Below are 22,969 nucleotides of genomic sequence, written 5' to 3' on the forward strand. Positions count from 1 at the left end.
TTCTTCTAAAATTTCTCTTTTTTTAACCAGGCCGAAAGTAAATTAAACCAGTCAACATCTGAAGTTTTGTTTACCAGGCCAAAGCCATGACCGCCATTTTCGTAAAGATAAATTTCTGAATTGACGCCGTTTTGGTGCAACGCCTCGTTTAAAAGAATGCTGTTTGCTACCGGAACAGTTTTATCGTCTTTCGCATGAACCAAAAACACAGGCGAAGTTTTCTTGGTTACATTTTTATTTGCTGAAAAATATTGTTTCAAATTTTCCGGAGGATTGGGCCCGAGCAGGTTCTTCATTGTACCGGTGTGCACAGACTCTTCGAAACTGATTACTGGATAAATCAACGCAGCAAAAGCTGGCTTTAAACTTATTTTTTCCCGATTAGAAATCTTCAAATCGTTATAATGTACCAATAACGTTGATGCTAAGTGGCCGCCCGCAGAAAATCCCATTATCCCAATTTTGTTCGGTTTGATGTTGTATTTTTTCGCGTCTTTTCTTACCAGGTACATTGCCTGCTCAATATCCTGCAACAGGGCGTAAGTTTTATCAGTCATTATCTCATCACTGGGCAACCTGTACTTTAAAACAAAAGCCGTTATTCCGATTGCGTTAAAACGTTTTGCAACATCAGTGCCTTCGTGACTAAAAGCCAGCGCAGCATAGCCTCCACCCGGACAAATAATCACCGCAGTTCCGTTGGCAACATCTTTTGGTGCTTCAAAAACCGTTAGCGTTGGTATCGAAACCTTTGTGATGCTCAGTGTACCGTTGGCACGAACCGCGGTATTTTCAACGTATGTGGCAGGTGTTGGCTTTGCTCCAGGAATCGAGTCGGCGTATAGTGGCACAACCTGCTGTGCATTCGATGAATATGTTGCCATAGAAAATGCAATTAAGAGAAAAAACGATTTTACCATAAGTATTCAGTTAAAATTCCATTAAGTATGCTTTCAAAAATTCATCAATATCTCCATCGAGCACAGCCTGAGGATTGGATGTTTGGTAGTTTGTACGATGATCCTTAACTCTTCTATCATCTAAAACGTAACTCCTGATTTGCGAGCCCCACTCAATTTTCTTTTTTGAACCTTCGATTGCAGCAATTTCTTCATTACGCTTACGCTGTTCAATTTCATAAAGCTGAGATTTCAGAAGCCTTAAGGCGTTTTCTTTGTTTTGAAGCTGCGACCTTGATTCCTGGTTTTTAATGATTATACCTGACGGTTTGTGGTACAAACGAACAGCAGTTTCCACTTTGTTCACATTTTGTCCACCGGCACCACCCGCCCGGAATGTTTCAAACTCAACATCAGCAGGATTAATGTAAATCTCTATGGTTTCATCAACCAGCGGATATACGTAAACAGAAGCAAAAGATGTGTGGCGGCGTGCATTAGAATCAAATGGAGATATGCGCACCAAACGATGGACACCATTTTCACCTTTCAGATATCCGTAAGAAAAATCACCGTCAAACTGAAGCGTAACCGATTTAATGCCCGCAATATCACCCTCCTGGCTATCCTGTTCGGTGATTTTGTAGCCATTTTTTTCTCCCCACATCATATACATACGCATAAGCATATAGGCCCAGTCGCAACTCTCGGTACCCCCGGCACCTGCGGTAATTTGCATCACTGCAGAAAGCTGATCTTCTTTATTGCGGAGCATATTTTTGAGCTCCAAATCTGCAACGGCTTGTTTACTGGTATCGAATTGCTCTTGTAATTCTTCTTCCGAAGCATCTCCAGATTGAAAAAAATCAAACATCACCGCGGCATCTTCTACAGCGTTATGCGTTTTCTCAAAACCATCTGTCCACTTTTTTTTGGAACTTATTTCGGCAAGAATTTTTTCTGCTTTTTTAGGGTCGTCCCAGAAATTGGGAGCCATCGTTAATTTTTCCTCTTCGCGAATAGCGTAAAGTAGCTCATCAACGTCAAAGATGCCTCCTCAGAGATGTTACTCTATCTCTTAAATCCTGTATTTGTTCTTTGGTCATAATGGCAAATGTAGTTAATTAAAAATTTTTTGCCTTTTAATTTATTCGTTTGTCCATTTTTTTTGAGGTGCAGTCTACTTTTTCATGGCCATGTAATCCAACGTTAAATTAGCCAACAGCTTTACACCTAAAACAAATCCACTTTCATCCAGGTAAAAATCAGGTGTATGGTGTGATGGCGCTTTCATGGGGTCTTTTCCTTTTGGCATGCCACCCAAAAACACAAATAAACCCGGCACTTTCTCCTGGAAGAAAGAAAAATCTTCGGCACCGGTAACTGGTGGCCTTAACTTTACATGGGCGGCGCCTGCTGTGGCTTGCATGCTCGGTAACATCTTCTCTGTTAAGGCAACATTGTTATAAGTTACCGGATAATGGTTACTGTAAGGAATTTTAACCTCGGCTTTTCCACCCCCAGCCTCTGCGGTTTTTGTCGCAATTGTTTTTATCCGTTCGATAAACATAGCTTCATCTTCCTTACTAAAATTACGAACGGTTCCAAGCATTTCTACTTTTTCGGGGATGATGTTTGAGCGAACACCGCCATTAACGGCACCAATGGTTACCACACCAGGGTTCTCCGTAACATTCAAATTGCGGCTAACTATAGTTTGAAGGTTGTTAATGATTTGGGCAGAAATAACAACCGGGTCTATACTGCTCCACGGATATGCGCCATGCGCCTGCCGGCCTGTAACCGTAATTTTCATATCATTTACGGCTGCCATTGTTCCTCCGGGTTTGTAAGTTACATCGCCTACTTCAGTTTGCGAGTTAATGTGCAAACCGAAAATTACATCCACCTTGGGGCTTTCGAGTACACCTTCCTTAATCATCAAGGCAGCACCACCCTCTTCCCCTGCAGAAACGCCTTCTTCTGCGGGTTGAAAAATGAATTTCACCGTGCCGGAAATATCTTTTTGCATGGAAGCCAGAACCTCTGCCACGCCCATTAGAATTGCAACATGGCTATCATGTCCGCAGGCATGCATAACCCCAACCTCTTGCCCGTTATATTGTGCCTTAACCTTCGAAGCAAACGGCACATCAACCCTTTCGGTAACTGGCAACCCATCCATATCTGCCCTTAATGCTACAACAGGACCAGATTTACCGCCTTTTAAAATGCCAACTACGCCTGTTTTAGCAACCCCGGTATTTACCTTAATCCCTAAAGACGCTAAGTGCTTCGCGATTATACCTGCAGTCCGAATTTCGTTATTCCCTAATTCCGGATGCTCATGAAAGTCGCGACGCCAAGTGATAACTTTTTGTTCGATAGCGTCAGCTTTTTTGGAAACTGCAACATTCAAAACTGATTTTTGAGCAAAAGCACCAGAACAAATCGTTAGCAAAAACAGAATGTAGATTTTTTTCATACAGGGATTAAATTTACTTATTAATAAAAAAGGCTTTATGCGTAACATAAAGCCTTATAAAGTTTAGTTAAAGAAGCCTTTCAGCTTATCCATAATGCCACCAGAAGCGGTTGTTCCACCGGCCTGTGCCTGGCCGCCTCCGTTAAACATGCCAATAACATCGCTTACATCAAATTTGCCATCGGCACCGCCAGCTAAACTCCCCAATATGTCTTTTATATTGAAAGCACTATTGTTTGGATCTGCGGTTTTCTGCGTAAGCTTACTTAAGATTGTAGGAATTATTGTGGCAGCCAGTCCTTTTGCAGTCTCCGCATTGATACCCAACCCGGCTAACTTATCGGTAAAACTGCCAGCGGCTTGTTGGGTTACAGCAGAACCTTCAGCATTGCCCGAGTTGAAAATTTCTGCCAAACCGCTAACATTGCCTGAAGTAAGCTGATCTTTCAAGCTATCAAAAATAGAACCCGATGCAGCCTGAATAACGGCTTCGTTGTGTTCATTTGGTACATTGTTATTGTTAACAACGCTCTCCTGTACGTTTTCACGCACTAATTCATTTAAGTTTTCTAACATAATGTTTTTGTTTAATGAATACAAAATAGGATGTATGGAAACACACGGGATATACCTCTAAGTTACTTGTTTAAAATAAATAATGAAATGTAATTTTTGAACATTAAAAAGACTGTTTTAAATATTTGCTTTATTACTTTTACAAAAAGAAAGAATTATGTTACCGAAAATAAACTTTACAGAAACCGCAGCTTATAAGTACCTGGCTGATCATTTCATAGATATCAATCAAAAAAGCATTAAAGATCTTTTTGCTGAGGATGACAGTCGTTTCGAAAAATTTTCTGTTTTTTTTGAAGACATTTTACTGGATTACAGTAAAAACCGAATAAATGATGAAACTTTGGCTTTGCTGATGCAACTGGCCCGCGAATGCAAATTGGATGAAGCAATAAAATCTATGTATGCCGGCGATAAAATCAATGAGACTGAAGATCGCTCGGTGTTACACATCGCCTTACGCAACCTAAGCAATACGCCAATTTTGGTTGATGGCAAAGATGTAATGCCGGAAGTAAATGCTGTTTTAGCCAAAATGGAACAATTCAGCAACAGCATTATCAGCGGACAATGGAAAGGATATACCGGAAAAGCAATAACAGACATCGTAAACATTGGCATTGGCGGATCCGATTTAGGTCCGGTGATGGTAACTGAGGCGCTAAAACACTATAAAAATCACCTCAATATACATTTCGTTTCAAACATTGATGGAACACATATTGCAGAAACTTTAGCCGCTTTAAATGCAGAAACAACCTTGTTTCTTGTGGCTTCTAAAACATTTACCACACAAGAAACTATGACGAATGCGCATTCTGCACGTTCGTGGTTCTTAGAAAAAGGTGGTAAAGAGAACGATATTGCGAAGCATTTTGCGGCACTTTCAACAAATGCCAAAGATGTGTCTGCTTTCGGAATTGATACCGAGAACATGTTTGAGTTTTGGGATTGGGTTGGCGGACGCTATTCACTTTGGAGCGCAATTGGTCTTTCGATTTCATTAAGTCTCGGTTTCGATAACTTTAAGGAGTTATTGGCTGGGGCCCACGCTACCGATAACCATTTCAAAACAGCCGAATTTGAAAGTAACTTGCCCGTTATTTTAGGTTTGCTTGGTGTTTGGTACATCAATTTCTACAACGCAGAAACGCAGGTTATTTTACCTTACGATCAATATATGCATCGCTTTGCCGCTTATTTTCAACAAGGTGATATGGAAAGCAATGGAAAGCATGTAGATAGAAATGGCAATGAAGTTGACTATGAAACAGGCCCGATAATTTGGGGAGAACCAGGTACAAATGGTCAACACGCATTCTATCAGCTAATTCATCAGGGTACCAGAATTATACCGGCAGATTTTATTGCTCCTGCGCAAAGTTTAAATCCTTTGGGCGAGCATCACCCGATTCTTTTATCGAACTTCTTTGCACAAACTGAAGCTTTAATGAATGGCAAGACACTTGCTGAGGTTTCGGCTGAACTGGAAAAGGATGGCAAATCGGAAGAAGAGATTTCCAAACTTGCTCCTTTCAAAGTTTTTGAAGGCAACAGACCAACGAATTCTATTTTACTGAAAAAAGTTACACCATATACGCTTGGAAGCCTTGTTGCGATGTATGAGCATAAAATATTTGTTCAGGGCGTAATCTGGAATATTTTTAGTTTCGACCAGTGGGGCGTAGAACTGGGTAAGCAACTGGCTAAAAAGATTTTACCAGAATTAGAAGGCGATGGGCAAGTTTCAAGCCATGATAGTTCTACAAATGGTCTCATTAACCAATACAAAAACTGGAGATAGTTAAATCATTTGAAAAAAGCGGGTTAATCACTCGCTTTTTTTGTTTGAAATATATATTTTAGTAAACCCCTAGTTGTTTAGTTACAACCAAAACCAAATTAACTTATTATTAAAAAAATTGAAGTCGGTCTTTGTTAACTGATTCAAAACAAACAAATTATCTAATGAAAAAAAGAATTATTTTTGCTCTGGCCATTTCCGGTCTGTGCTTGAGTGTGTCTGCTCAAAAAGTGCAGTTTACCGAATTTGATTTAGACAATGGTCTCCATGTTATTCTACACCAGGATAAAACGGCGCCTGTTGTTGCGGTTTCAGTTATGTATCATGTGGGTTCTAAAGATGAAGACACAACGCGTACCGGATTTGCTCACTTTTTTGAGCATTTACTTTTTGAAGGCTCCAAAAACATAAAGAAAGGAGAATTTATGAAGCTGGTTAGCAGTAATGGCGGCCAGAATAATGCAAATACTTCTCAAGATCGTACTTTTTATTACGAAGTTTTTCCCTCAAACCAGTTAGAATTAGGTTTGTGGCTGGAAAGCGAACGCATGCTTCACCCTGTGATAAATGAACAAGGCGTAAAAACACAGAATGAAGTTGTAAAAGAAGAAAAGCGTTTACGAATCGATAATTCTCCTTACGGTAAATTTACCGAGAAAATATTTTCGCACCTTTTCGACGGGCATCCTTACCGCTGGCAGCCGATTGGCTCTCTGGCACATTTAGATGCGGCCAGGCTTGATGAATTTATCGCCTTCAACAAAAAATATTACGTTCCTAATAATGCCGTTTTAACCATTGCCGGCGATATCGACGTGGAGAAAACAAGAGGTTTGGTTAAAGCATACTTCGCAGAAGTTCCGAAAGGAAAAGAGGTGGTTAGAAAAGACTATAAGCTACCGGAAATTACAAAAGAAATTATTGATACGGCTTACGATGCAAACATCCAGATTCCGGCAATTTTTGCTGCATACCGCGTACCTGGCATGAAAAGCAGAGAAAGTAAAGTGTTGGGTATGATTAGCTCCATTTTGTCAGCCGGCGGCAGTTCTAGGCTTAGTACTAAAATGGTTGATGAAAAGAAAACTGCATTACAAGTTGCGGCTTTCAATTACTCATTGGAAGATTATGGAGCATACATTACCCTTGCCTTACCAAATAAAAACACACCACTTAACGATTTATTGAAAGATATTGATGAAGAAGTTTTACGTCTGCAAACAGAGTTAATCAGCGAAAGCGATTATAAAAAACTTCAAAACCAATTCGAAAACAGTTATGTGAGTGCGAACAGCAGAATGCTTGGTGTTGCAGAAAACCTGGCTAATGGTTACACCTTTCACAATAAGGATACAAATGATATTAACGAAGAGTTGAATGTTATTAAATCGATAACCCGTGAAGAAATCAGGGATGTAGCGAAAAAATACCTCAACAAAAACCAAAGAGTTGTTTTGTACTATTTACCAAAAAAATAACCGCTTTTCATCTTACAATATTTAGAAAACATGAAGAAGATATTCATTATAGCCGCAATTTCCTTATTGGCTCAAGGTATTTCGGCACAAACAATAGATCGTAGTAAAAAACCAAAACCAGGACCAGCGCCTGTAATTACCGTTGCCGACCCAGTTATTTATAAGTTAGCCAATGGAATTACCGTGCTGGTTGTAGAAAACCATAAATTGCCAAAGGTATCGGCGAGTTACAGTATTGATGCTGGTCCGATTACGGAAGGCGCAAAAGCTGGCGTTATTAGTTTAATGGGCAGCATGTTAAACGAAGGCACCACCACAAAAACAAAGGCACAGTTCGACGAGGCTGTTGACCAGCTTGGTGCAGATGTAAATGCCGGCGCATCTGGTGGAACGGTTTCTGCGCTAACCCGCTACTTTGAACCGGCATTTATGCTAATGGCCGAAAGTTTGCGTCAACCGGCATTTCCTGTTGCTTCATTCGAGAAAATTAAATCGCAAACCTTAACAGGCTTAAAATCCAACGAGAAGAGCGCTAAAGCGATATCTGCACGCGTTGTAAATGCCTTGGCTTACGGAAAATCAAACCCTTATGGAGAATTTACGACTGAAGCATCCATCAACGGACTTACTTTAGATGACGTTAAAACAGCTTACAAAAAGTACGTTACGCCATCAAGAGGTTACCTCACTTTTGTGGGCGACATAAAACCGGAAGCAGCTAAAGCATTAGCAGAAAAAGCCTTTGGCGATTGGAAAGGTAACCCATTAACGCTCCCTGTTTTGGCAAAAGTAAGCAACCCGGCTAAAACCGAAGTTGACGTGGTTAATGTTAGTAATGCCGTTCAATCTGAAATTACAGTAACCAATCTTTTAGATTTACCTTTAAGCAGCCCTGACTACTTTGCCGTGCTTTTGGCAAATCAGATTTTGGGCGGTGGTGCAGAATCCAGGTTATTTATGAACTTGCGGGAGAAACACGGTTTCACCTACGGTGCGTATGCAAGCACAGGCTCGGGCCGTTTTCAATCGAAATTTTCGGCAACTGCAGCTGTTCGAAACGAAAAAGTAGATAGCGCTGTTGTAGAATTTTTAAGAGAAATAAATACAATTCGTACTGTAAAAGTATCAGCAGAAGAACTACAGAATGCAAAAAACCTTTACAATGGTTCGTTTGCACTGGGTTTAGAAAACCCGGCACGCACGGCTGGCTTTGCGAGTAGCATTCTAATAAACAACTTACCAAAGGATTTTTATCGTACTTATCTACAAAAGTTAAATGCCGTAACAACTGATGATATTTTACGGGTTTCGAAAAAATATTTTAATCACGATAATACGCGTGTAGTCGTTGTTGGTAAAACAGATGCTTTTGTACCGGGCTTAACCAAAGCTGGTTTCGCTGTGAAGCAATTTGACAACTATGCCGCACCCGTTAAGGCAGAAACTACCGCAGCGGCAGGCGCTGGGTCTAAGTCGCCTAAAGAAATAATAAGCAACTACATTAATGCAATTGGTGGCGAAGCTGCGCTAAAAAAGGTAACAGCTTACCAACAGACTGGCGAGATGGACATGCAAGGCAGTAAGTTGGGCGTAACTTTTAAAAAAATGGCACCGAATTTAAATACAATGGAAATTGCAATGATGGGCCAAACGGTTATGAAACAAGCTTTTAATGGAACCACAGGCTACGCAATGCAAATGGGCAAAAAAGCCGAAATGAGTGCCGAAGAACTGGCTGAGGCAAAGGCGGATAAAAGTTTGTTTAACCAGCTAACCTATGCTACCGACGGCAGCAAAATGGAACTTGCCGGAACAGAAAAAGTTGGCGCCGCCAACGCTTATAAACTTGTTGTAACTTCAGCCACGGGCAAAAAGAAAACCGAATATTACGATGTAAACTCCGGTTTGCTGTTGAAAGAAGAAAATACATTAACCAAAAACGGCACGAATATAACGCAGATAACAGAATATGCCGATTATAAAAAAGTTGGTGATGTTCTATTTCCTCACACATTGATGCAAACTGTTCAATCGCCGCAAGGCAGTCAGGAATTTAATATTTCTATAAAAGAGATTAAAGTTAATCCTGCTCTGCAAACAGCTGATTTTAATTAAACCAATCTTATTTCTTTTTAACCGCTTCGTATTAATTTACGAAGCGGTTTTTTTTGCGATCTAATTTTTTTCTACTGCAAAGCAACCCAAAAGGTTTAGCATCCGTAATGATTATGATTTTCGAAAGAAAAGAGATTTTTACCTCATCAAAGCACCCTCTTTAATGGATGGGTTGGCTCGTGAGGTTTAGTTAAACTAACAAAATCATCCTCACAATGACCAAACTAAAACAACTCGGCTATTTACTTTTCGGTATAGCAATTGCTTACGCACCGTTTTCATCCAAAGCACAAAATTACATCGCCAGCAATATACAAGCTAATCTTTTCTCATCTACACCGGTAGAAGATATTAAGGCGCAAAGCAATAAAACCAATGGCGTTATTGTTTCGAAAACCGGAGAAGTTGCCTTTCAAATTCCAATAAAAAGTTTCGAATTCGGAAAGAAATTGATGCAGGAACACTTTAATGAAAATTACCTGGAAGGCGATAAATATCCTGTTGCGACCTTCAAAGGCAATATTGAACCAAACATCAACTGGGCTAAAGACGGCGAATACACCGTGAATGTTAAAGGAACCTTAACCGTTCATGGGGAAAGTAAGGCCAGAACCATAGCTGGTAAAATCACATTGAAAAATGGTAAGGCTTCCGTTTACACAAGTTTCGATGTTGCCTGCGCAGACCATAATATTGAGATACCAACGCTCGTGTTCACCAAAATAGCGAAGGTTATTAATGTAAAGATAAGTGGAACGCTAAACCCTAAAAACTAAATATATGATGAAAATAGCTACTATCATTACTTTATCTGTTCTGGTTACCAACCTAGCGCAGGCCCAATCTGCAGATTCGCTGATGAAAACAATGACAGATACTGCGAGGATTCGCTCAGTAAATCCAACTTTTAAATCGACACACATTGTACTCTCGCACTCTACTGAAACCCAAAAAAAGCATGATTTAGATTTACGAATAAGACATCATTTCGGCGACATTGGTGGCGAGTTCGGCAGTGCGCATACTTTATACGGACTTGATGTGGCAACTGACCTTTTTATCGGTCTGGATTATGGAATTACAGATAAATTGACCGTTAGCATTGGCAGAAGTAAACATGATGAGTTATTTAACGGCTATTTAAAGTATAAACTTATTGAACAGGGCGGCGGCAAAAACGGCAACATGCCGTTAAACATTACGGTTTTAGGGCAAATGGGATGGATTGCCAGACAACCGTTCACAACCACCGAATTTGCGACTTACGCAAACCGCTTCAGCTACTTCCTGCAACCCATTTTTTCGAGGAAGTTTTCGCAGCGATTATCCCTACAGGTAGCACCGGCGGTTCTTTTCCGAAAAAACGTGGTCGATGTTCGTGACCCTGATAACCTGCTTAGCATCGGCTTTGCCGGAAGATTTAAGTTAAGCAAACGTTTATCATTTATTGCCGATTATACCTTAATTAATGGCCTGAACAGGCCATCAAATTTACCGCAGCAGTTTTACAACCCACTCGGGGTTGGCTTAGAAATTGAAACCGGCGGCCATGTTTTTTCTTTAAATTTTATGAATTCGGAATATATAGCAGAAAACAGCTTTGTTGCCGATACGCAAAAATCATGGAAACACGGCGGCGTTCGTTTCGGCTTCACCATATCCCGCAACTTTACACTTTTCAAATCAAAAAATAAAGACATCCAAACTAAAATTTATTAAAACTAAACATCAAAGATTATGGAACGTAACGATTTTATCAAGTCATTAGGATTGGGAATTGCGCTTTTTTGCACAGGTTCCTGCTTATCAGGCTGCGGAAGTAAAGGCAGCGACCCTCAACCGAATAATCCGGCAGGCGGTGGTCCACCTACCGGAACTACGGCAAGCGTTGATTTAAACAGCCAGCTCTTATCGGTGGGCGCAGCAACTACGGTTAATGGTATTTTGTTTATCCGCACAGCAGCTGGCAACAGCGCAAGTTCATTTGCAGCCACCCAGGCGGTTTGCCCACATCAGGGCGGTGCCTTAAACTGGATTCAGGCAAGTAATTACATTCAATGTGGATTGCATGCATCAAGATATACTTCTTCTGGAGCCATTTTAGCACAGCCAAATGATGGTGGCACCACGTCAGCATTAAAAGTTTACACACCTACAGTTTCTGGAAACACACTGTCAGTTACGGTTTAAACCATTTTTTTGAGTAGGGTTGGCGGCACCAATAATTGGTGCCGCTTTTTAATGTTCATTATTGGTTATATTTATGTATTCTTTTTGAAATATCAATTTGGTTTATGGAATTACCTAAACTTCAACATCTTTTAATTGTTATACATTCAAAAAACACACAAAATGAAACATTTAAAACTTTTGAGCATTTTGTTTTTTGCTTCAATTGCTCAAGCATTTGCACAAACAGATAAACAAACCACCGCAAGCTTAATGGCTGATAAAAATTATGTTTTTATGGCCAATACGGCAATACCATTGTCTAATCAGGATATTAGTCAGGTATTGCGGAGTATGCCTGGCTCGCAAGGCGGTGGCACAATTAACCTTACCGGTTCATCTTACGATTTCACAGTTACGCCAGATAGCATTGTTGCATATTTACCCTATTACGGACGGGCATATTCTGCACCATATAATCCAACTGAGGGAGGGATTAAATTTAAATCGAAGAATTTTAGTTACGTACAGAGCAGGAACAAAAAAGGCTCTTACTCAATTAGCATCAAAACAAAAGATTTGAAATCCGAAAACTACCAAATGATGTTAACTGTCTCGGAAAAAGGTTATGCTACGCTGATGGTAAACAGCAATAACAAACAGCCAATTAATTTTAACGGTGTTTTGAGCGAACCGAAAGCAAAATAATCAATAACGGGCATTTTGATAAAGTTGTAACTTTAAAAACGGCCATAGATTTGACCTGTTGTTTGACGCGACAGACAGTTAATTTATGGCTTAGTTATTTTTCTGAATTTTGATCTCGTAAATAAATGGCCATTTTTTTCCGGTAACGAAAAGTCGCTTGGTTTGTTTGTCGTAAGCTATTCCATTTAATACGTTGTTCGATTTATCCGAATCGGTTTTAAAGTTATCTGATGAATACAGACCCGTTAAATCTATCTTCCCTTCAATAGCGCCCGTTTTTGGGTTAATGATGATGATGTTGTTGGTAAGGTAAACGTTGGCGTAAATTTTACCGTCTATATATTCGAGTTCATTGATATTATCTCTCGCACCTTTATCATCAAAGACGTCAATAGAACCCGTTTTCTGGTAGGTATTTTTATCTAAAAAATAAATGGCATTCGTGCCATCAGAAGCATAAATTTGTTCGCCATCGAAGGTCATTCCCCAACCGTCTCTTGTGTAAGGAAGTTCTGCCAGTTGTTTAAAAGATTTTTTATCGTACACAAAAGCTTTTTTATCCTGCCAGGTTAGTTGAAGAATTTTGTTGTCGATAAGTGCTATTCCTTCTCCAAATAAAGCCGTGTCTAATTTCGCTCTTTGTAAAACTTTTCCAGTTTGAACATCCACTTTTCTTAAATCCGACTTACCTTTTTCTCCGGTTCCCTCGTAGAAGAAACCATCGTTGTATTCAAGCCCTTCTACGTAAGCCGCCGTATCGTGCGGCAGTTTGGTAACAACCTTGTAGCCGTACAAATCTGGTGATTTAGAAGCCAGAATAATAATGTTGGACGTTATCTCATCAGGCTTATCACCGCCAAAGATTTTTGCCGTAATTAGATGGTTTCCAAGTTTTATGCCGTCGGTTTTAATCTTTATCGAAAGCGTATCTTTAGCTAAAGCAACCTGTGTAGAATCTAACAAATATACAACAGAATCGATTTTCTTGCCTTTTGCAAAATCTATTTTCAACTGCAAAGGAGTGCCTGATGAGACACTCGCACCCGCGGCCGGCTCTATGAAAGTGCTGTAACCTGATGCCGGATCATCTTTACAAGAACTGGCGAAACTTATTGCGGCAGCAATAAATAAAGGAAATTGAATACGGTTAATCTTCAGGCCAAAAAGCATCTTCTATGTGTTTTAATTTGTAACTGTTATCTTTTTTAAATACTATAGCAATGATATCGAAGCGGATGTCGTTCTGATGGTTCATGATCTCAATATACTGAAGCGAAGCCAGTTCCATCTGTTTTTGTTTTGCCTTTTGAACAAATTCTTCGGGCATGCCAAAGGCTGTGGATGTACGGGTTTTAACTTCTACAAATACCATTATCCCATCCCTGTAGGCATTAAATCGACTTCAGCCTTACCATAAATCCAGTTTTCATCGAGAATCTCGTAACCATTTTCTTCAAGATAAATTTTGGCAATTCCCTCACCTTTAACACCTAAATCATTGTGGAGCGCCATTGATGGATTTTTTTAATTGGTTTTTTATTACAACTCTCAAATTTGAAGGTCCGGAACACAACTGTTAAGGTTGAACATAACAAACTTTTAGCAAGTCTATATCTATTTCACAATTACCGAGCCCAGGAATTTTGATATTTCTCTTTCAACCCCTTTTATCACTCCATAACGTTGCATCAAAATCATTTGATTATCGCTATCCTTTTCATCTTTTATTTCTTTCAGAAGATTTGTGAGGATTCTATCTACCTTGCGTTTTTTAAGGTGAAAAATTCCGCCAAGAATGGTTGCTTTCAAATGCATCGTTTCGTCTTTAACGTAAATTTGATGCTTATTAAGCCAGTTTTCACTCAAAGCATACTCCGAGGTAGACAGTGTAATTGCTAAATCCGCAATATCCCGGTCCTGGTGCTTAATAAAGTGATTTGCCGTTGGCAATCTACCATTGTCAATTTCTGATTTATAGTAATCAACGATTCTTTTACAAAGTGGGTTTTCGAATTCAACATCGGCTAAATTCTGCATCACAAAAGAGCCAATAACCATGTCGTCGATGTTATCCCAGTTTACAAACTCATGTCCGTAGGCCAATAGCAGGCGAATAATTTCCTTTTCCTGGTGCTCATCGTTTTCCGCTTGTTGTGTTGTCGAACCGGCGTTATCGTCCCATAAATCAGCCGGTGGACCAAGTGGCTCCGGTGGCCCGGAAGAATAAGGATTTTGATTTAAGTTAGCAGTTCTTTGATTGCTTTCGAACGATTTTTTACTCTTGGCCGAGCGCATTTTATTCAGTTCGGAAAGTAGAATCCGCTCTTCAATTTCTAACAAACTACTGCTCTCTCTAATGAAGACAGAAGCCTTTATCGGATCTGGAATTTTTGCAATACTCTCCACAATGTCTCGAATGATTCCGGCTCGCTTTATGGGGTCATCACCAGCGTCTTTTAATAATACGTTGGCTTTGTAGAGGATAAAATCTTTTCTATTGTTTTCTAAATACGTTTTGAAAGCACCTGCGCCAACGTGATGCATGTACGAATCTGGGTCGTGCCCATCCGGGAAAGAAACTATTTTAACATTTAAGCCTTCCTCCAGAATCATATCCAAACCACGTAAAGAGGCCTTGATACCTGCTGCATCGCCATCAAAAAGAATGGTTACATTTTGGGTGAATCGCCCGATAAGTTTTATTTGTTCTACGGTTAAAGAAGTACCGGATGACGCGACAACATTCTCTATACCAGCCTGATGAACGGAAAGAACATCGGCGTAGCCTTCGGCAAGATAGCAGTTATCTAAATCTCTAATTGCTTTTTTGGCATGAAATAAACCATACAGCACATTGGATTTATGATAAATTTCACTCTCCGGCGAGTTTACATATTTAGGAACATTTTTATCGGTTTTTAAAGTACGGCCGCCAAAGCCGATAATTCTACCGGTAAAATTATGAATTGGAAACATTACACGGCCGCGGAAACGGTCGTAGATTTTGCCATTGTCATTTTTAATCGACAAGCCTGTTTGCTCCAGAAACTCGAGTTTATGACCAGCGTTTATAGCACTTTGAGTCATGGCATCCCAAACATCGGGCGAGTAACCCACCTCGAATTTCTTTAAGATATCTTCTCTAAAACCACGCTCTTTAAAATAACTCAAACCAATTCCGTGGCCTTCATCAGTTTCCCAAAGTTGTTTAACGAAAAAAGCAGCTGCAAACTGAGAAACGATGTATAAACTTTCCTTCGCATTTTGAGCTTCGGTATCCTGTGGCGTTAGCTCGGTTTCCTCAACCTCAATGTTGTATTTGTTTGCTAAAAATTTTAACGCTTCAGGATAATTATACTTTTCATGGTCCATTATAAAACGAACCGAATCGCCACCTTTACCACATCCAAAGCATTTATAGATTCCTTTGGTTACAGAAACGTGAAAAGAAGGTGTTTTTTCGCCATGAAAGGGGCAATTTCCGATTAAACTTGTTCCGCGTTTTTTTAATTGCACAAAATCCCCTACTACCTCCTCAATGCGGGCGGTATCCATTATCTTATCTATCGTTTCGCGGTTTATCATTTTGATTGCACTGTAAGTTATCGCTTAAAGGTTTCTCACCCCAAACTTATAACCTTCATCTTTTTAACTTTATTTTATTGTGCTCTTAATTTTGAAACCTGTAGCCCAAAACATGCAACCTGTAACTGTTTATCTCACCAGTGGCAATAATTGATCGGCAACAAGCTTGTTTCCGGTTACGTTCAGGTGAACGCGGTCTACAGTTAAAATCCCTTTTTCTTTATCTTCAGGATTGTTTTTCGCTTCGTAATCAGCGAAGATTTTCCGTAAATCGCAAACAGGCAAGTTGTTTTTAGCCGCTAACTGTCTAATTCCTTCGGCATACTTATTTAAATCGGCATCAAGTTCATTAGTTCCGTCTTTTTTCTCGCCAACTACCGACGGGGTTACCAACACAACCTTGCTCCCAACACCCTGAATTTTATTAATTAATGCCTGATAAAACTTTAAATATTTGTCGTAATCTGTTCCCGTATGAGAAGATTGTTTATGCCAAACATCGTTGATGCCAACGTAAATAACTACTAAGTCGGGTTTCTTATTTAAAACATCATCTTCTAAACGCAGGTATAAATCATATACTTTGTTACCGCCAATTCCTGCGCCCATTACGGTGTATTTGGTAGAATCTAACGCTTTTTTTATCAAAGTGACGTAACCGTTGGCTGATACTCCTTGTTGTGTAATCGAATCGCCAAAAAAGATAATTCGTTTCGGTTTAAATGTCATTGAAGTTAAAAATAGAATACAAACTGAAAAAAGCAGGGTGATTTTTAATGTAGTTTTCATGGTATTATTTTATCGTTTTCTTAAAGTCTAAATCCTGAAAGTCGAAACTAAAATCTGTTAAAGGTGAGATTGCCGACATTTTAAATCCATTCGCGGTTGCGGTATTATCTAATGTAAAACTCACGAAAGCATCTGCATCTAAGCTTCTGTCGTACCATTTTACAATAAAAGTGTTCCCTTTATAAAAAGTCATGTCGCCACGCAACTTCGGGGCATTTTTAGCCTCGAAATGCATTTTTCCATTTGCTTCGCTAATGTTTACTTCGCCGAACCAGGCATCGTTAAAAGTACCAAGATAAGTTTTAAGGTTAGGTGTTACGGCGCTGTTTTTTTGTTGTGCGTCAATGTCTGCCCACACCTTTTTTACCAATTCATCGGCCTGGCTTTCGTTTCTTAACCTGTTATCATTATAGGCTTTGATCCGGTCCTGGCCTTTAATGCCCAGATAACCATCTTTTATAGAATTGGTAATGGCGTTAAAAGCAGCACCAGATTGCTGATTGGTTAAAACGATAATGCCAAGCTTTAAATCAGGTAAAATGGTAACCTGCGTAACTATGCCTGATAAACCTCCGGTATGTGTAGCCTGGAAATTTCCGTTAACATTGCTTAAAAACCAACCTAAACCGTAACTGCTAAAACTTTCAGGGTTGCCGCCCGCTATGATGGTTTGGGGCGTCCACAACTCTTTATGAACTGCCGGACTGAACAACTTACTACTCAAATTTTCGCCGTATTTCCCGCCGTTGATCATGGCAGTTACCCACTTACTCATATCCGTAACGCTCGAATAAATTCCGCCTGCAGCATTTGCAACTTCTCCAAAGCTTAAACCAACCGGAAGCAATTTCCCCTGATATGGTGCATGGCCATCGATAACGTTCGATTTATCTTTCAAGCGGTACCAGGAAGCAGCAGTTTTAGTCATTCCGAGTGGCTTGAAAAATCTCGTCTCAATAAAATCTTCATATTTTTCACCAGAAACCCTTGCAACTACATCACCAGCCACAATATACATCAGGTTGTCGTAATCGTATTTTGTACGGAAAGAAGAAACTGGCTTTAAAAACCGAAGGTTATGAATCAGTTTTTTCTTGTCAACTGTTGACGAATCGGGCCAAATCATTAAGTCGCCGGCACCTAAGCCTAAACCACTGCGGTGGGTTAACAAATCCCGAATTGTAAATTCTGAGGTTACATATGCCTCGTACATTTTAAACTCCGGGATAACATCAGTTACTTTGGTATCCCAGGTAATTTTCTTCTCATCCACAAGCATGCCTAGCGCAGCTGCAGTAAATGCTTTGGTGTTTGAGGCAACGCCGAAAAGCGTGTTTTCATCAACCTTTTTATTCGTTTTTATCGAACTTACGCCATAGCCTTTGAGGTGCACAACTTTTCCATCCTTAATAACTGAAACCGCAATTCCGGGCACATTGAAGGTGCTTAAGGTTTTTTCTACAACGCTGTCAATTTGCTTCGACGTTAAAACCTGAGCCTGTAAAGCAAACGCAGAAAAGAATAAGGAGAGGAAAAGTAGTTTGAATTTAGGTGAAAAAATTGGTTGCATTATATCGGTTATTTTAAAGGCTAAAGATACTAAATCTTTTGATCCGATAGATGCAGTTACTTACCCTTTTCCAGCTTGTAATCTTTGTGGAGAATTAAAAAACTTGCCCGTTCCTCTTTTTTAAAAGGGTAATCCCAGTTACCCTGATAGGTAATTTTTGTAGGTAATTTATCGTCGCCGAAATAGCCCATTTCAATATTCATCTGAACATCGAAATCGAAAAGCATGTTGCTGTATTTCATATCAACATAACGACCTAAAATATTGAAATTCCGCTTATCAAAAATGGTTACAAGGTCTTTTATCATCAGCCCGTCTTTGGTCCAACTACTTAAATCAGGCTTAACGGAAACCTTAAAACGATAAACTGGAATTGAATCCAGGTAGGTTCCGCTGCTAAAAGCGTAATCATAATACTGGCGCATATTTGCCGAAAATATTTCAGTTTTACTGCCAATAAAAGGAACCTTAACAGGCCTTCCAGGATTAAAAATGAGCGTTTTTAATTTCGTTTTATAGCTTTCATTTGTACCGCCTTTGCCGTCTCCGGCAGGTGCGTTTGGCATAAAATCAGTATTGTAAGCATTCATAAAAATGTAATCGAACATTTCTACAGTGTACAGTTGATATTTGCCATTCTTTTTGTACATATTTCCCTCATCTTCTTTAACGAGGTATTCCATTTTGTATGGCCCACTGTTATTGTGTCTTATTTTCCGGTAAATTTTACCATCTACTTTATTTTTCTTATCGTAACTGTAAATGCGGTTTTCGGCAATAAAACTGTAACGTTTCATATCGCGGAAAGATTGGTAAAACGAAGTATCATTCATTACTGCTTTAATAAATGTTTCTACGTTTAATCTTTCTGCTTTAATATTTACCGAAGAATCCAGGGTAATTGTTTTAACCGTGTCGGGATTAAAACGGTCGATAATCTGGCTATAGCCTTCGAAGAAAAATAGTGAAAGTATTGCTAAAAGAAGTATTTTTTTCATGTAATGCTTTATATTCAAAAATGATGCCCTTTTGCCAGATGAGTAAATGAGCAACGGACATTGCATTATTTAATTCAGATGATCTGAATGTTAATTACCCAGCTGCTTAACGGCAATGTAGGCCATCAAGCCTGTGGACAGTTTCAAGGCATCTTCGTCAATATCGAATCTTGGCGTATGTACAGAATAACAGGTATCCTTTTTGGCATTGCCGGTTCCCAAACGATAAAAACAAGCATCAGTAACCTGAGAATAGAATGAAAAGTCTTCTGCGGCCATCCAGATGTCTAAATCGACTACGTTTTCCTTCCCTAAAAAATCTTCGGCGAAAGCCCTTGCATTGGCCGTTAAATTTTCTTCGTTAATTAAAAAAGGATAGCCCCTGTGGATGTCGAAATTGCAGCTACCGCCCATACTTTCTGCTATTCCTTCGGCCATTTTCTTCATTCTTTTATGTGCCTCATTTCTCCAGTCTTCATCCAAAGTTCTAAATGTGCCTTCAATTTTAACTTCGTTGGGAATGATGTTTGTTGCCCCATTTGCAATCACTTTGCCGAATGATAGTACGGATGGCAGACGAGGATCGGCATTTCGACTAACAATTTGTTGTAAGGCAATAATGATATGAGATGCAATTAGAACCGGATCTATATTTTGATGTGGCTGAGCACCGTGGCCGCCCTTGCCAGTTACTGTTACATAAAGTTCGTCAGTTGATGCCATGTAAATACCCGAGCGAAACCCTACCTTACCAGCTTCTATTAAAGGCATAACATGCTGACCAACAATAGCCTGAGGTTTTGGGTTTTCGAGCACGCCTTCTTTAATCATAATGCTGGCACCGCCGGGAAGCAACTCTTCTGCAGGTTGAAAAATTAATTTTATTGTGCCACCAAAATCGTCTTTTAATTGATTTAAAATAAATGCCGTGCCTAGTAAAGATGACGTATGCACATCATGACCACATGCATGCATTACGCCATGGTTTTTTGAAATATAGGGCTTATCATTTGCTTCATGAATAGGCAAAGCATCCATATCGCCCCTTAAGGCAATCACATTTTCGGAAGGAAGATTACCTTTAATCAATCCGACAACACCCGTATTGGCACAATCGGTAAACTCAATTCCCCATTTGCTAAGCTTTTCTTTAATGAATAAGGAGGTTTCGAATTCTTTAAAGGATAACTCCGGGTTAGCGTGTATATGGCGACGATAGCCTACAACATCGTTAAAAATATGCCCGGCTAAATCTTTAATTTTATCTTTGATCATCAGTGGTCGTTTCTAAAATTGGTGCGTTAATTTTCTCCCTGAAAATAAATAATGTTGGGAAAGTTGCCCTAAGTTCGCTCATCAAGCGCTGAGCTTCGAGTCTTGTTCTAAAATCACCTACGCGTAAGTAATAGTTTGGTTCCTTATAAACGATGTATGTGTTTATTTTCGGGTAGCTGCTTTTAAACCGGGCTTGCTGGTTAAACATTTCCCGCCGGTCTGAGCCGTAAAAAACCTGTACCCGGTAACCATAGTCGGATACCACAGGCTTGTTTGGCTTCAGGGTCACATCGCCCGTAGAGCGGTAAACCTCCATTCTTTTCGCTATCAAGCTATCAATCAGCGGGTCCTTTATAACCGTTACCTCACCTTTCTGTGCAAAAGAAATTTTAAATAACATGAGCAGGAAGGCAAAGATGTAAATTGGTTTCATATAATTAAATGCAAATAGGCTTAAAAACAAGAATGCCGAATTCCTGGCAAAATTCGGCATTCTTTATGGGTTGTGCAAATCCATTAATTTAACGATAAATTGAAGTGCGGCTTTTATCGCCAGATGTTTTGGTACAGAATGAAACTACAGTCCGTCGCCGTATTTAAAATTTGGTAAAATGCTAACCGGCAACTTGCCACTTGGCACCAAACGGTTATTAATTACAGCAGCTGCTGAAATTTGCATATAATCTTCTTTCTGGTATCCAATTACTAAGCCTTTGCTGTTTTCCAGTCCAGGTAAACCTGCAAGATTGTAGGGATTTGCAAACAAGGCAAAAACAGCGTTCTTACCACAAAGTTCTTTAACAAAATTTTTAACGCCCGCATTAAGTGGAATGTTATTTCCCGGCCTCGAGCGGCTATCATGTATGCCAACAATGACCTGATCAAACGCACCAATTTCTCGTGCTACATTGGAAATTTGCGTAGCAGATGCATCCTTGTCTAAAACATAATAAACAGAGTTGTAAAATCCTTTCGAAACTTCTTTCTGGAATTTAGTTACCGTTGGCACGCCGATGCTAATAATCGCGGTTCTTCTTATCGGAACAAGATTTTTAATGTACTCCTTACCCTTTAATAAAGTAACCGAAGCATTGGCCAGTTCTTGCACTAATGCATTGCTGGCGTTCCTGTTTACGCCCGCAATAATGCCTTGGGTAACAACTGTATCTTTTCGATTTAGGCCGGCCCAGTATTTAGCAGTTAGAATTTTCCGCACACTAACATCAACATCTGCCATATTAATTCTTCCTTGCCTAATTGCTTTTCTAATCAGTTTCACCGCTCTGTCGCTGTTCTCTGATAGCTCTAAAATATCGTTACCGGCAACAATACCCAAAACATCTGCTTCGCCATTTTTAAAAAATTTAACTACGCCCTTCATATCCATCGCATCAGAAATTACCAAACCCTTAAAGCCAAGTTTATCTTTCAGAATTCCGGTAACAATCGGTTTCGATAAGGTAGAAGGTAAATTCGGCGTATTATCCAAAGCCGGAATGTTCATGTGGGCAATCATAATTCCCGAAGCACCTTGTTTAATTAATTCTTTAAAAGGGTACATCTCTAAACTATCCAGCCGGGCCGCACTAAAGGTAAGTTGTGGTAAATCATAATGCGAATCTACGTCTGTATCGCCGTGGCCGGGAAAGTGTTTTAATGTCGTTAACAATCCTCCATCCTGCATTCCTTTCATATAAGTGGCTGTTTTCGTGGCCACATTATATTTGTTTTCTCCAAACGAACGGTAGTTGATAACAGGATTCTTTGCATTGTTATTAATATCAGCATCGGGCGCCAGATTCATTTGCATGCCCATGCGTTTAAAATCTTTGGCAACTTCCTGCCCCATTCTATAAATTAAATCTTTGTTTTGGATGGCTCCCAAAGTCATCTGGTAAGGATAAGCTATTGTGCTATCCAAACGCATACCCAAACCCCATTCGCCATCATTTGCAATAATTAAGGGCACGCGACTTACCTTTTGATAAGCGTTTGTTGCTCTTGCCTGCCTTACGGGGCCGCCCTGAAAGAAAATCACCCCGCCCAGTTGTTCTTTTTTTATCACCAGCTCCACCGAGTCAATATATTTCTGACCCAAATTTGTGTGCGCCCTAACAAAAAACATCTGCGCAATTTTTTCCCTCCGATTCAATTTTTTGAAGACCGAATCAACCCATTTTGGTTGATTGACTAACATGTCGAGGTAAGCTTGTTTTTGGGCGTTTGCAGTAAAAACCGCAGCGCAAAATAAGATAATGAAGAATAAATTTTTTTTCACTTTGTTTTGTTGTAATCCGTTTCGGCTAAATTAATAAGTAATAACCGAATTAAACAAAAACCAATCCAAGTAATCGATTTAATACAAAAAGTTGTAGATGATTTAATAAGCAAACATTATATAAATATTTTTTTGGAAATGTACAGTCAGTAACATTTGGATAGTGTAGCCCCACTGTTCGCTGTAGCCGTTCCCGATTAAAAATATCGGAAACGGGCTGCCGCTGCCATTGGGTTTATA

Annotated in this window: 21 protein-coding genes; 7 read left to right on the forward strand and 14 right to left on the reverse strand. The window is 39.6% G+C overall.

The window, feature by feature from the left end:
* Positions 1-5: 5 nt before the first annotated feature.
* The 4 genes from AC0IWT_RS14295 to AC0IWT_RS14310 form a co-directional block, all read right to left on the reverse strand.
* Positions 6-884, reverse strand: a complete 879-nt coding sequence (locus AC0IWT_RS14295; protein WP_471797660.1) for an alpha/beta hydrolase — start codon at positions 882-884, stop codon at positions 6-8.
* Positions 885-930: 46 nt separating this feature from the next.
* Positions 931-2,005 (reverse strand): peptide chain release factor 2 gene (gene prfB / locus AC0IWT_RS14300; protein WP_157274816.1). Its coding sequence is split into 2 segments (ribosomal slippage): positions 931-1,944 and positions 1,946-2,005, totalling 1,074 coding nucleotides; the frame shifts between segments, so codons are not numbered across the junction.
* A gap of 74 nt (positions 2,006-2,079) precedes the next feature.
* On the reverse strand, positions 2,080-3,384 hold the full coding sequence (locus AC0IWT_RS14305; RefSeq protein ID WP_471797661.1) for an amidohydrolase: 1,305 nt from the start codon (positions 3,382-3,384) through the stop codon (positions 2,080-2,082).
* A 63-nt stretch (positions 3,385-3,447) separates the two neighbouring features.
* On the reverse strand, positions 3,448-3,960 hold the full coding sequence (locus AC0IWT_RS14310; protein WP_471797662.1) for a hypothetical protein: 513 nt from the start codon (positions 3,958-3,960) through the stop codon (positions 3,448-3,450).
* Positions 3,961-4,117: 157 nt separating this feature from the next.
* On the opposite strand from AC0IWT_RS14310, the gene pgi reads away from it, so the two are divergent.
* From pgi to AC0IWT_RS14345, 7 genes are all read left to right on the forward strand, one after another.
* Positions 4,118-5,764 (forward strand): glucose-6-phosphate isomerase, encoded by a 1,647-nt coding sequence (pgi, locus tag AC0IWT_RS14315; protein WP_471797663.1) that lies wholly within the window; start codon positions 4,118-4,120, stop codon positions 5,762-5,764.
* Positions 5,765-5,928: 164 nt separating this feature from the next.
* Positions 5,929-7,242: a M16 family metallopeptidase gene (locus AC0IWT_RS14320; protein WP_471797664.1), complete on the forward strand. Its 1,314-nt coding sequence runs from the start codon at positions 5,929-5,931 to the stop codon at positions 7,240-7,242.
* Positions 7,243-7,272: 30 nt separating this feature from the next.
* A complete protein-coding gene (locus AC0IWT_RS14325; protein ID WP_471797665.1) occupies positions 7,273-9,357 on the forward strand; it encodes a M16 family metallopeptidase in 2,085 nt (694 codons plus the stop codon).
* 215 nt (positions 9,358-9,572) lie between these two features.
* On the forward strand, positions 9,573-10,133 hold the full coding sequence (locus AC0IWT_RS14330; RefSeq protein WP_471797666.1) for a YceI family protein: 561 nt from the start codon (positions 9,573-9,575) through the stop codon (positions 10,131-10,133).
* A 4-nt stretch (positions 10,134-10,137) separates the two neighbouring features.
* Entirely contained in the window at positions 10,138-11,076 is a 939-nt protein-coding gene (locus tag AC0IWT_RS14335) for a DUF5777 family beta-barrel protein (protein WP_471797667.1), read from the forward strand.
* Between the two features lie 18 nt (positions 11,077-11,094).
* Positions 11,095-11,547, forward strand: coding sequence for a QcrA and Rieske domain-containing protein (locus AC0IWT_RS14340; RefSeq protein ID WP_471797668.1), 453 nt, complete (start codon positions 11,095-11,097; stop codon positions 11,545-11,547).
* Between the two features lie 162 nt (positions 11,548-11,709).
* Positions 11,710-12,234 (forward strand): DUF4251 domain-containing protein, encoded by a 525-nt coding sequence (locus AC0IWT_RS14345; RefSeq protein ID WP_056869600.1) that lies wholly within the window; start codon positions 11,710-11,712, stop codon positions 12,232-12,234.
* A gap of 90 nt (positions 12,235-12,324) precedes the next feature.
* On the opposite strand, the gene AC0IWT_RS14350 is transcribed toward AC0IWT_RS14345, so the two are convergent.
* The 10 genes from AC0IWT_RS14350 to AC0IWT_RS14395 all read right to left on the reverse strand — a co-directional run bounded on the left by AC0IWT_RS14350 (position 12,325) and on the right by AC0IWT_RS14395 (position 22,729).
* Positions 12,325-13,404, reverse strand: coding sequence for a glutaminyl-peptide cyclotransferase (locus AC0IWT_RS14350; protein ID WP_471797669.1), 1,080 nt, complete (start codon positions 13,402-13,404; stop codon positions 12,325-12,327).
* On the reverse strand, positions 13,382-13,606 hold the full coding sequence (locus tag AC0IWT_RS14355; RefSeq protein WP_471797670.1) for a YraN family protein: 225 nt from the start codon (positions 13,604-13,606) through the stop codon (positions 13,382-13,384). The genes AC0IWT_RS14350 and AC0IWT_RS14355 overlap by 23 nt, the downstream gene beginning before the upstream one ends.
* The gene (locus AC0IWT_RS14360; protein WP_471797671.1) at positions 13,606-13,746 is read right to left on the reverse strand and encodes a YraN family protein; all 141 of its coding nucleotides are present in this window, start codon (positions 13,744-13,746) and stop codon (positions 13,606-13,608) included. The genes AC0IWT_RS14355 and AC0IWT_RS14360 overlap by 1 nt, the downstream gene beginning before the upstream one ends.
* Positions 13,747-13,848: 102 nt before the next feature.
* Complete coding sequence (gene dnaG, locus AC0IWT_RS14365) at positions 13,849-15,819, reverse strand: DNA primase (RefSeq protein WP_471797672.1); 1,971 nt, start codon at positions 15,817-15,819, stop codon at positions 13,849-13,851.
* A 129-nt stretch (positions 15,820-15,948) separates the two neighbouring features.
* The gene (locus tag AC0IWT_RS14370) at positions 15,949-16,608 is read right to left on the reverse strand and encodes an SGNH/GDSL hydrolase family protein (protein ID WP_471797673.1); all 660 of its coding nucleotides are present in this window, start codon (positions 16,606-16,608) and stop codon (positions 15,949-15,951) included.
* 4 nt (positions 16,609-16,612) lie between these two features.
* Complete coding sequence (locus AC0IWT_RS14375; RefSeq protein WP_471797674.1) at positions 16,613-18,178, reverse strand: serine hydrolase; 1,566 nt, start codon at positions 18,176-18,178, stop codon at positions 16,613-16,615.
* Positions 18,179-18,234: 56 nt separating this feature from the next.
* Entirely contained in the window at positions 18,235-19,176 is a 942-nt protein-coding gene (locus AC0IWT_RS14380) for a hypothetical protein (protein WP_056869594.1), read from the reverse strand.
* A gap of 90 nt (positions 19,177-19,266) precedes the next feature.
* Entirely contained in the window at positions 19,267-20,451 is a 1,185-nt protein-coding gene (locus AC0IWT_RS14385) for a M20 metallopeptidase family protein (RefSeq protein ID WP_471797675.1), read from the reverse strand.
* Positions 20,438-20,884: an SPOR domain-containing protein gene (locus AC0IWT_RS14390; protein WP_056870219.1), complete on the reverse strand. Its 447-nt coding sequence runs from the start codon at positions 20,882-20,884 to the stop codon at positions 20,438-20,440. The genes AC0IWT_RS14385 and AC0IWT_RS14390 overlap by 14 nt, the downstream gene beginning before the upstream one ends.
* 144 nt (positions 20,885-21,028) lie before the next feature.
* Positions 21,029-22,729, reverse strand: coding sequence for a glycoside hydrolase family 3 protein (locus tag AC0IWT_RS14395; RefSeq protein ID WP_471797676.1), 1,701 nt, complete (start codon positions 22,727-22,729; stop codon positions 21,029-21,031).
* Positions 22,730-22,969 lie beyond the last annotated feature (240 nt).

This window comes from Pedobacter sp. AC464, from assembly GCF_979253075.1.